Source organism: Streptomyces ossamyceticus (assembly GCF_001418475.1).
Lineage (GTDB): Bacteria > Actinomycetota > Actinomycetes > Streptomycetales > Streptomycetaceae > Streptomyces > Streptomyces ossamyceticus.
In genome coordinates, this window is sequence record NZ_LIQX01000429.1 from 17,587 (window position 1) to 28,093 (window position 10,507).

The following is a 10,507-nucleotide window of genomic DNA, read 5'->3' on the forward strand; positions in this document are numbered from 1 at the left end:
ACATCAAGTGCCACTACATCAACGGCCGTTGGTGCCCGCCGACGACCACAGACCGGATACCCGTCGTCGACCCGGCCACCCACCTCGTCGTGGGATCGGCGCCCGCCGGCGGTGCCGCCGACGTCGACGCGGCCGTCGCCGCCGCCCGTTCGGCCTTCCCCGGCTGGGCGGCCACACCACGGGCCGAACGGGCCCGGCTGCTCGGCGCGCTGGGCGAACTCCTCCGCTCGCATGCCGGGGAGCTGGCCCGGCTCGTCGAGACGGAGATGGGCGCGCCGGAAGCGTTCGCGCTGAGCGAGCATGTTGGCACACCCATCGCCATCATCGACGACTACGTGGCCGGGCTCGCCCACGAACCCGACGAGGAGCGCATCGGGAACTCGCTCATCACCCGGGAACCGATCGGCGTGGTCGCCGCGATCCTGCCCTGGAACTACCCGCTCTACCAGCTCGTCGCCAAGATCGTCCCGGCCCTGGCCGCGGGATGCACGGTCGTGGCCAAACCGGCCGAGCTGACCCCCCTGGCGACCTGCCGCTTCACCGAACTCCTCGACGATGCGGGCATTCCAGCGGGCGTGTTCAACCTGGTCTTCGGTACCGGCCCCGTCGTCGGGCACGCGATGAGCCGTCATCCCGACGTGGACATGGTCTCCTTCACCGGATCGACCCGTGCGGGCGCCCTGGTCGGCCAGGCCGCCGCCGCGACCGTCAAACGGGTCGCGCTCGAACTCGGAGGCAAATCGGCCAGCTTGGTCACACCGGACGCGGACCTGGAGCAGGCGGTCACCGCGACTGTGCGGTACTGCATGACCAACTCGGGTCAGTGCTGCAATGCCTGGACCCGTCTCGTCGTCCCGCGGTCCGCGAGGGACGACGTCGCCCGGATCGCCGCGCGCGTCGCCGCAGAGATCGAGCCCGAGCTGGGCCCGCTGGTGTCGCGGGACCAGTACGACCGCGTGCAGTCCCACATCGCGGCCGGGCTCGACGCCGGAGCGACACTGATCACCGGCGGACTCGGGCACCCCGACGACCGGCCGGACGGCAACTACGCGAAGGTGACCGTCTTCGGCGACGTGACCCCGGCGATGACCATCGCCCAGGAAGAGATCTTCGGCCCGGTGCTGGTGATCCTCTCCTACGACACCCTCGACGAGGCGATCACGCTCGCCAACGACAGCCGCTACGGGCTGCACGGCGGCGTCTGGGCCGCGACCGCGGAAAGCGGCCTGGCGATCGCGCGGCGACTTCGCACGGGCCAAGTAGACGTCAACGGGGCCGAGTTCAACATCGCGGCGCCTTTCGGTGGCTACAAGCAGTCCGGGAACGGCCGTGAACTCGGTCGCCACGGCCTCGAGGAGTTCCTGGAGACCAAGGCCATCCAACTCCCCTGAAACCACCCCCGGCATTTCCTTCGGAGAGGCAGCACATGAGCACCACAGACGCCGACCGGCGTTCCGTATCCACTCCCGCCCTGTCATCTGTCGACATCGGCAGCCTGCCCCCCTTGGGCCAGGTGCCGACGCACATGCACGCGCAGGTCGTACGACCCGACCGCTACGGTGACCCGGCCCAGGCGTTCCGGCCCGAGCTCGTGCCCACCCCGGCCATCGGACCGGACGAGGTACTCGTCGCCGTCATGGCCGCCGGCGTCAACTACAACAACGTCTGGGCCGCCCGCGGTTACCCCGTCGACCAGATCGGCACCCGCCAGAAGCGCGGCGAGACCGAGGACTTCCACGTCGGAGGTTCCGACGCCTCCGGCATCGTCTACGCCGTTGGCGACCAGGTCACCGGCATCACCATCGGCGACCACGTGGTCATCCACCCGGGATGGTGGGACGCGGACGACCCCTGGATCGTGGAGGGCGGCGACCAGATGATCGCGCCCAGCGCCCGGATCTGGGGCTACGACACGAACTACGGGTCGTTCGGCCAGTTCGCCCGCGTCCAGGCCCACCAGGTGCTCCCGAAGGCCGACCATCTGACCTGGGAACAAGCCGCCGCACCCACACTCGTCGGCACCACCGCCTACCGCATGCTGCACGGCTGGGCCGGCAACACCGTCCAGGAGGGTGACGTCGTGCTCGTCTGGGGCGGCTCGGGCGGTCTGGGTACCCAGGCATCGCAGCTCGCCCGGCTCGCCGGAGCCACGCCGGTGGCCGTCGTCTCCGACGAGGAACGCGGCAAGTACAGCGAACGCCACGGCGCCGCCGGCTGGATCGACCGCAGGGAATTCACCCACTGGGGCATCCCGCCCCTCGTCGACGACTCGGTCGGTCAGAAGGAGTGGACCGCCGAGGCACGACGTTTCGGAAAGCGGCTCTGGGACATCGTCGGTGAGCGAAAGGATCCCGCGATCGTCTTCGAACACCCGGGTGCGGCCACCATCCCCACCAGCGTCCTCGTCTGCCGGCCGGGCGGCATGGTCGTCATCTGCGCCGGAACCACCGGATACGACGCCGTCGTCGACCTGCGCTACCAGTGGACGAGGCAGAAGCGTCTGCAGGGCTCACACGGCACCAACGACGGCCAGGCCGTCGCCTACAACGACCTCGTCCGCGACGGGAAGATCGACCCCTGCCTCGGACGTACCATCGCGTTCACCGAACTCCCCGCGGCGCATGCGGCGATGGGGCGTGGCGAGGATGTCTTCGGCAACGTCGTCGCCCTCCTCGGCGCCCTCGGGACCGGTACGGGCGCGTCCTGACGGGAGCGGGAGCACCGCACGTGCCTCACCGTCCGAGTGCGGCCTTGGCGTAGGACAGGGCCAGCTCGCACGCGAACCCGGGTGTCATGCTCGGGTCGCCGAGGGCGACTTGGATGGTGAGCCCGTCGAGGAAGGCACCGAACCCCACGGAAAAGCGCTCGACGTCTCCCGGTTCGAGCGGAAGCTCACGGACAATGTCGGCGATCATGCCCCGCCACCGCTCGTCCTGTGCCGCACGGGCTGCCGCGACCTCTTCATGGCGCGTCGCCTGCGACCAGGTGTCGAGCCACAGAGCCCAGAGCCGGCGGTTGCCGTGCTCCGCGGAGAAGACCCACTCGACCAGGCGCCGCAGGCGTTCCTCGGGGGTGGCGCCCTCGGCGACCACCTGCTCGGCGGAGGCGTAGAACTGTTCCTCCGCGTGCTTGAGAGCCTCCACCAGCAGGCGGTCGAGCGTGCGGAAGTGGTAGATGATCGTGGCACCGCTGACACCGACCCGGTCGGCGATCTGCGCGATGCGGGTGTCGGCGAAGCCCCGTTCGCCGATGACGTCGGCGGCGGCGCGCAGGATCTGCTCCCGTCGGTCCTCGGTCCCGGACGCGGCACGAGTAACACGCCTGCCGTCGTCCTGTTCCGCCGCGAATCTGCCTCGTGGCACTCTCGCCCTCCCGCTGGACGGGCCCGTCGGACCCCCTCACCTGCCAGCCTACCGTCCGCCGACATTTGTATGAATGTTTATTAGGGGCCGTGCCGGGCAGACTGTTCCCCCTCGCTGCGGATGTCAGGGTGCCATGTAGACCGCCGAGCCCTCCACGTACGTGGCGGTGACCTTCGTCGAGGCGATCTCCTCAGGGGGCCCGGCGCAGGGGTCGCGGTCCAGGACGACCAGGTCGGCGAGGTTTCCGACGACGAGGGAACCGGTGTCGTCGAGGTGGTTCACCCAGGCGGACCCCGCCGTGTAGGCGGCCAGGGCGGTGTCGAGGGCGATCCGCTGTTCCGGCAGGAACGGCTCGGCCGTTGAGTGGGGGCAGGATCCGGTTGGCCGCCACATGGATGCCGCTGATCGGATCGGGGCTGGTCACCGGCCAGTCGCTGTCGGCGGCCAGCCTCGCGCCCGCCTCGCGGAGCGCGGCGAAGAGATACTGTCGGCGGGCGCGCTCGGGGCCGATGACCGGAATGGTGAACTCGTCCATCTGGGGTTCGTGCGCGGCCCACAGGGGCTGGATGTTCGCGACGGCGTCCAGTGTTGATCTTGTAGCCGTCCGAGTAGTGCGTGGCGACCAGGTAGCCCTGGCCGTCGTCGTCCCAGAACGGACACGGATCGTCCCAGCCCGAGGTCCGCCACACCGCCGTCAGCGGATCCCACGGCCCGGCCGGTGAGGGGGCCGACGTCATGAAGGAGCCCTCGTCGGGCGTGTTGAAGTACACCCAGTACCGGCCCGCGTGATATCGGATGGCCCCGGCCCGCACCCCGCGGCCGTAGCGGTTCATTCGGTCCCAGTTCAGCAGTGGCCCGATCTGGGTCACATCACTGACCGCACCGCCGAGCGTGCGCCAGTTGACCAGGTCCTTGGAGTGCAGCACGGCCACGCCGGGCGAGTACCCGAACGTGCTGGTGATGCCGTAGTAGTCGTTGCCGACCCGGATGCAGTCCCAGTCACTGAAGTCGCCCGGGAGGATGGGGTTGACGTTGGTGCCGTCACCCTGGTCGCCCCACCTGCCGGCGGGCAAGGCGGCTGCCGCCGCCTTGCCCGCCGGCAGCGGACCCGGCAGCAGGAGCCCTCCGGCGCCCACGACCGCGAGCCGGCCGAGCTATCTTCTGGTGATGTCCACGATGTTCGCCCTTGGGGGAATCAGTCCACGTTGACTGCTTGCCACAGCTGGCTTGCCGCGTTCGTGTCCGTCGTCTGTACGAGCTGGGCGCCTGCTGTCGTCGACGAGCCGGACACCGCGAGCAGCTTGCCGCTGTTCACGTTCTTGATCTTGTAGTAGCCGTTTCCGGTGGCCACCAGGGTCCAGTGCTGGCTCGCACCGTTGTTGTCGGGCTGCTGGACGACGGTCGCGCCGTCCGCGGTGGACCCGCTGGTGACGTCCAGCAGCTGACCGCTGGTCTGGTTGACGATCTCGTAGCTGCCATCACCCACGGGGACCCACCGCCAGTGCTGGTTCTGCGCTCCGGTGTCGTTCCACTGGATGACGTTCGCCCCGGCGGAGGTCGATCCGCCCGAGACGTCGACCGCCTTGCCGCTGTTCTTGTTGAGGATCTTGTAGAACGCGTTCTTGGAGGGGAAGGAGATGGAAGCGAACGCGTCCAGCGCGCAGACGGTGTTGGAAGAGGCCGCGTTCTTCGTTCCGGTGCACACGACCTTGATGGTGTGGGGGCCCGCGGCGAGATCCGTCTTCTCGAACAGGGGCACCTGCTTCGTCACCGTCGAGGCGTAGGCGTCGATGCCCGCCTGCGCCAGGGCGCCGTCGAGGTAGACGTCGACCTTGCCCATGTTCGGCTGCGTCATGCTGAGGTACCGGACGCCCGAGCCGGTGAACGAGAACTCGGCATAGTTGCCCGCGGTGCTCGTGAACTTCTCGGACCCGTTCATGTCCTTGGTGTCGTTCCAGTTCGACCACGTGCCGGAGTAGGTCACGCCGGCCGTCCTGTCGTCGACGTGGTTCCAGCGCTGCCGCACGAGCGCCTTCGACGCGGCGGAGGCGTTCCCCTGGGCGTCCACGACGTAGAGGCGGTAGTCACCCGCCGTCTGCGGGACGCGGATGCTCGTCGAGGTTCCGCTCGCGCTGGTCATGGTGGGACCGGCGGCGAACGTCGTCGTGCCGGAGGGAGCCAGCCAGAGGGTCTTGGTCCCGTCTCCCGGGCTGCGCACCGGAATGGTCATCACACCCTTGCCGGTGAACGTGCTCGCGGGCAGGGCGTAGTCCTGCGGGCCGAGGTTGCTCTGGGGGACGATGTCCTTGTAGGCGTCCTCCAGACCCGCGTTCACGGCGATGCTGTACGCCTGCGACGGCCACACATCGTCCGCGTACGCGCGCACGTCCTGGATGGTGCTGTTCGGGACGCTCTTGCTGAAGATCTTGTTGACGGTGCCGTAGGTGTTGGTGATTTTCAGGTCGTGCTGACGGCCCCACGTGCCGGAGTGGATGACAGACGTGACGTCCTTGTCCACGTCGAACACGTTGTCGTGGTAGTCGATGAAGGCGGAGCCTTCATCGGGGTGCAGGCCGTACTTGTGGCCGGCCGGAACGCCCTGGATGTAGTTGTCGCTGATCTCGGTTCCCGGCTGCGCTCCCAGGGTGTAGATGGGGCCGGAGTCGGCGAGCGTCTGCATCGTGTCGACGATCTGGTTGTAGCGGACGGTGTTGTTCTTCGCCGTGGTGGTCGGGTTCCCCGGATTGATGGAGTTCGTCGAACCGTCGAAGTTCCACCAGCCCCAGCCGAGGGTGATGCCCGCCCACGGGGACTTCTCGATCCGGTTGTGCTCCACGGACAGGGAGTCCACGAAGTACGCCGACACGGGGCTGGAGGCCTCGAACAACACCCCGCTGTCGTAGAGGTAGTTGTTCGTGATCGAGATGTTCTTGCAGAGCCCCTCGACGTTCACCGGGTACTTCTCGTTGTTGGTCGAGGTGTAGTCCCCGATGTACACGTGCTGGGGGTGCCCCACGGTGATCGCGGAGCCGGCTATGTCATTGGTGACGTTGCCGATCAGCTGCGAGTCGGTCACGTCGTTGACCATGTTGATTCCGTCGGCGCCCGTGTGCTGCACCGTGTTGCCCCGCAGGGTGATGCCGTCGGCGTTCTCGATCTGGATGATGCCCGGCGGCAGGTCGACGTTGCGGTAGGTGTACGCGTGGAAGTTCTTCTTCGCGTACACGGTCGAGATGGTGTTGCCCTGCGTCGACTGCCGGAAGACGGAGCCCGCGACTTCGACCAGGTTCCAGTCGGAGTGCTCGACCGTGAGCCCGGAGAACGTGATGTTCCGCGCGTGGTCGGTCCTCGACGTGCCGGCGATCTTGAGGAGGGTGGACACGTTGTTCGGCGCGGAGACCTCCGCCGTGGTCATGTCCTCGGAGCCGGACTTGTAGTAGTACACCGTGTGGGTGGTCTTGTTGAAGTAGAACTCACCCGGCTTGTCCAGGAACTCGTACGCGTTCATGAACGTATGACTGCCGCCGGCTTTGAACGGGCCGTACGGCGGTGCCTGGGCGATGGCCGCACCCGGCTGCTGGAACTGGGCCACGCGGTTGGCGCCGTCCGAGCTCGTGGTGATCTGACGGACGCCCACGATGGCCGTGGTCCAGGTCGTGGCCGACTTGATCTCGACGTCGTCCTGATTGGCGGCGACGGCGGGCAGGTCGGAGAGGCTGTACTTGGCCCCGTCGCAGTGCGAACCCGACTCCCAGGCCCACGGGGCCTGGCCGGCCGTGACGGAGTAGGTCCCCTGGCATCCGGCCGAGTCGATCGTCTTCGAGGCCATCTGGGCGCGCTTGCCGTCGATGTAGAGCGCGCGGAGCTTGTCGTCGCGGTCCAGCGACGCCTTCCAGATGTTCCCGCTGTGCTGGGTCCAGCCGGTCACCGGGACGCCACCGTTCAGCACCGGCTTCTCGTCCTGGTAGGCGGCGTACACGACACGGTGGCCGTTCGTCCCGGAGTCGGCCGACGTGAAGGCGATCGTGCTGCTCACCGGGTAGGTGCCGCCGCGGAGATAGACGTTGATGTCCCCGGTCATGTTGTCGTTGACCGTGCGCACGACGTCCCGCGCGTGCTGCAGGGTCTTGAACGGCGCGGTGATCGTCCCGGCGTTGGCGTCGTTACCGTTGGGGGCGACGTAGTAGGTCGCCTGGGTCGCGGCCGAGGCCGGGGTCGGCGTCGTGAGGGATGCCAGCAACACCGCGGAGAGAGCCGTCGCCAGCGCTGCTGACACGGTGCGGGTGGTGGAGGTGACGGTCTTCATCGTCTTCCCCCCCCTGCTGGTGCGGACGGTCGGGAAAGCGTTCATGTGGCGGCTCCGGGGGTGTTGTCAGTGCGGTTGACGTGGATCTTCAGCGTGCGGCCCTTGAGCGTCCCGAGGGCTCAGGAGCGTCGGTGAGCGGCACAACCTCGTGGCTCGGGGGTGACTTGGTGCCGGACAGCACGGAGTCGAGGCCGGCGTTCATCGGCCGAGCCATCCGCCGTCGACGGGCAGGACGACGCCGTGCATGTAGGCGGCGGCGCCCGAGGCCGGGAACACCGTGGCCCCCGCCAGATCGTCCGCGTCGCCCCAGCGGCCGGCCGGGATGCGGTCCAGGATCGCCTTGCTGCGCACCGGGTCGTCCCGCAGCGCCTGGGTGTTGTCAGTGGCGATGTAACCGGGCGCGATGGCGTTGACGTTCACCCCGTGCGGGGCCCACTCGTTGGCCAGGGCCTTGGTCAGACCGGCGACGCCGTGCTTGGCGGCGGTGTAGCCGGGCACAGTGATGCCGCCCTGGAAGCTGAGCAGCGACGCCGTGAAGATGACCTTGCCCTGGCCGCGGGAGACCATCGCCCCACCGACCGCCCGGGTCACAGCGAACTGCGCGCTCAGGTTGACCTGCAGTACCAACTCCCAGTCCGCGTCAGTGTGTTCGGTAGCCGGGGCGCGGCGGATCGTGCCCGCGTTGTTGACCAGGATGTCCACCGGCCGCTCGCGCCCGGCGAGGTCCGCGCCCAGAGCCCGTACGGCTTCCGGGTCGGCGAAGTCGGTGCGGATCGCCTCGAACGTGCGGCCCGCGGCGAGGACATCCTTCTCCACGTCGCTGCCGGATTCCTCCAGCGAGGCGCTGACGCCGACGACGTCCGCGCCGGCCTCGGCCAGCGCGCGGGCCATGGCCCGTCCAATCCCGCGCCGGGCCCCGGTGACGACGGCGAGCTTCCCGGTGAGGTCGAAGGCGTTCATACGGCCACTCCCTGGGCGTCGTCGGTGCAGTCCACGAGAATCTTCATCACGTCGCCGCCGCCTTCCAGGGCCTCGAAGGCGGCAGGTGCCTGGGTGAGGGGGACGACCTTGCTGATCAGCCGCTCGGCCGGAATCGTGCCGTCGGCGACCAGGGCGACCAGGGCGACCAGGGCGACCGCCTCTCGAAGTCGGTCCGGTCGTACAAGCGGGCGCCGATGAGGGTGAGTTCGCGCCAGAAGAAGCGGTGCAGGTTGACCTCGCGGGGGCGGGGGTGGATGGCGACGAGGCACAGCCGGCCGCGCACACCCAGCACGTCGACCGCCGTGTTCACGCCGCCCGCCGCGCCGGACACCTCGAACGCGACGTCCGCGCCCGCGTCACCGGTCCACTGGCCGACCAGCGCCGGCACGTCGTCGTCGGCCGGGTTCCAGGTCGTCAGCCCCAACTCCTCGGCGAGCAGCCGACGGTGGGCGCTCAGCTCCACCACCCGGACCTCGGCGCCCGCGGCCCGCGCCACCAGCGCGATGAGGATGCCGACAGGGCCGCCGCCGACCACCACGACCTTCTCACCGTCGCGCACCGCGGCCCGGCCCGCGTCGTGCACGGCCACCGCCGTCGGCTCGACGAGCGCGGCCCGGTCCAGGGGATCGAGTCGGGCAGCCGGATGGGTGTCGAGGCGGGCACGGTCCAGCGCTGCTGCATCGCGCCCGGCGAGTCGATGCCGATGAAGTCCAGGTGCTGGCACACGTGTTGGTGGCCGGCGCGGCAGGCCGGGCAGGTGTCGTCCCAGCGCAGCGGCATCACGGTCACCGCGTCACCGGGCGCCCAGCCCTCGACGCCCTCTCCGACGCGCACCACGCGGCCGGACATCTCGTGTCCCAGGACGGTGGGCGCGGCGACCCGGGCGTCCATGTCGCCGTGGAAGATGTGCAGATCGGTGCCGCAGATACCGACATAGGCGGGGGCCAGCTGCACCTCACCGGGGCCGGGCGGCCCGGTGTCCGCGGGAGCCGTGTCCAGGGTGCGGGCGGCTGTGTAGCGGACGGCGAGTGTCATCGTGTTCTCCAGGGTTCGTCCAGCACGAGGGGCGACGGTCAGCTGCGGGCGGGGAGGCGGTAGAAGGCGGTCGCGGTGCCGGCGAGGAGCGCGTGGATCTCGGTGGCGGAACAGCCGTCGAGCAGTTCGTCCATGGTGGCGGCCCAGCGGTTCCAGCCGCCCGCGAGGTTCGCGAGCGGCCAGTCGGAGCCGAACATCAGGCGGTCGGGGCCGAAGGACGACAGCAGTACGTCCCACACCGGGCGGATGTCGGCGATGGTCCATTTCTCGTGGTCGGCCTCGGTGATCAGCCCCGACACCTTGCAGAGCACGTGCGGGTGCGCGGCCAGCAGACGGATCTGGCGTGCCCAGTCGGCCAGGTCGCCGTCGGCGATCGGCGGCTTGCCCGCGTGGTCGAGTACCTGGGGCAGGCCGGGGAAGCGTTCCGCCAGCCGGATCGCCTGATCGAGCTGGTGGCTGCGGACGAGCACGTCGTAGCAGAGCCCGCGGTCCCGGGCCGCCGCCAACCCCCGCTCGACATCGGGGCGTTGCAGCCACCCCGGGTCCGTCTCGCCCTGGACGAGATGACGCAGGGACCGCAGATACGTCCCGCCCGGCCCGGCGAGCAGCCCGTCGAGCAGATCGCTGATCGCCGGGGACGTCAGGTCGGCCCAGCCGACGACGGCTCCGATCAGCGGCTCCCGCTCCGCGAGCGCAAGCAGGTCCTCCGTCTCGGGCACGTCCGGCATGCACTGCACGGCCACCGTGCTGTGCAGCCGGCGGCCCGCGACGGTCCGGGTGGCGGTGGTCCGCAGGTCGTCGGGGGTGAAGGTGCGGCGGATCG

Annotated in this window: 6 protein-coding genes and 3 pseudogenes; 2 read left to right on the forward strand and 7 right to left on the reverse strand. The window is 69.4% G+C overall.

Annotation, left to right across the window (positions count from 1 at the left end; all coding sequences use genetic code 11):
- The first annotated feature begins 2 nt into the window (after positions 1 to 2).
- Positions 3 to 1,391, forward strand: a complete 1,389-nt coding sequence (locus AOK15_RS28290; protein WP_055521195.1) for an aldehyde dehydrogenase family protein — start codon at positions 3 to 5, stop codon at positions 1,389 to 1,391.
- A gap of 35 nt (positions 1,392 to 1,426) precedes the next feature.
- Positions 1,427 to 2,707: a crotonyl-CoA carboxylase/reductase gene (ccrA, locus tag AOK15_RS28295; protein WP_055521187.1), complete on the forward strand. Its 1,281-nt coding sequence runs from the start codon at positions 1,427 to 1,429 to the stop codon at positions 2,705 to 2,707.
- A gap of 25 nt (positions 2,708 to 2,732) precedes the next feature.
- On the opposite strand, the gene AOK15_RS28300 is transcribed toward ccrA, so the two are convergent.
- The 7 genes and pseudogenes from AOK15_RS28300 to AOK15_RS28325 form a co-directional block, all read right to left on the reverse strand.
- Positions 2,733 to 3,362 carry a TetR/AcrR family transcriptional regulator gene (locus AOK15_RS28300; protein WP_055521188.1) on the reverse strand — a complete coding sequence of 210 codons (630 nt, stop codon included), beginning with the start codon at positions 3,360 to 3,362 and terminating at the stop codon, positions 2,733 to 2,735.
- A gap of 123 nt (positions 3,363 to 3,485) precedes the next feature.
- Positions 3,486 to 3,948, reverse strand: a pseudogene (locus tag AOK15_RS28305) (amidohydrolase family protein); the annotation flags it as partial.
- Between the two features lie 25 nt (positions 3,949 to 3,973).
- Positions 3,974 to 4,498: pseudogene (locus AOK15_RS42800) on the reverse strand (family 43 glycosylhydrolase); the annotation flags it as partial.
- Positions 4,499 to 4,557: 59 nt separating this feature from the next.
- Positions 4,558 to 7,713, reverse strand: coding sequence for an RICIN domain-containing protein (locus AOK15_RS28310; RefSeq protein ID WP_063799062.1), 3,156 nt, complete (start codon positions 7,711 to 7,713; stop codon positions 4,558 to 4,560).
- 153 nt (positions 7,714 to 7,866) lie between these two features.
- Complete coding sequence (locus tag AOK15_RS28315) at positions 7,867 to 8,628, reverse strand: SDR family NAD(P)-dependent oxidoreductase (RefSeq protein ID WP_055521190.1); 762 nt, start codon at positions 8,626 to 8,628, stop codon at positions 7,867 to 7,869.
- Positions 8,625 to 9,684, reverse strand: a pseudogene (locus tag AOK15_RS28320) (zinc-dependent alcohol dehydrogenase). The gene AOK15_RS28315 and the pseudogene AOK15_RS28320 overlap by 4 nt, the downstream one beginning before the upstream one ends.
- Positions 9,685 to 9,722: 38 nt before the next feature.
- Positions 9,723 to 10,507, reverse strand: a 785-nt coding sequence (locus AOK15_RS28325; RefSeq protein ID WP_055521191.1) for an amidohydrolase family protein, incomplete at its 5' end; no start/stop codon positions are given.

What these genes read in the sequence shown, in the direction of transcription:
- ccrA (WP_055521187.1), top strand. Translation starts at nt 1,427, where the DNA reads ATGAGCACCACAGACGCCGACCGGCGTTCCGTATCCACTCCCGCCCTG.
- AOK15_RS28310 (WP_063799062.1), bottom strand. Translation starts at nt 7,713, where the DNA reads ATGAACGCTTTCCCGACCGTCCGCACCAGCAGGGGGGGGAAGACGATG.
- AOK15_RS28315 (WP_055521190.1), bottom strand. Translation starts at nt 8,628, where the DNA reads ATGAACGCCTTCGACCTCACCGGGAAGCTCGCCGTCGTCACCGGGGCC.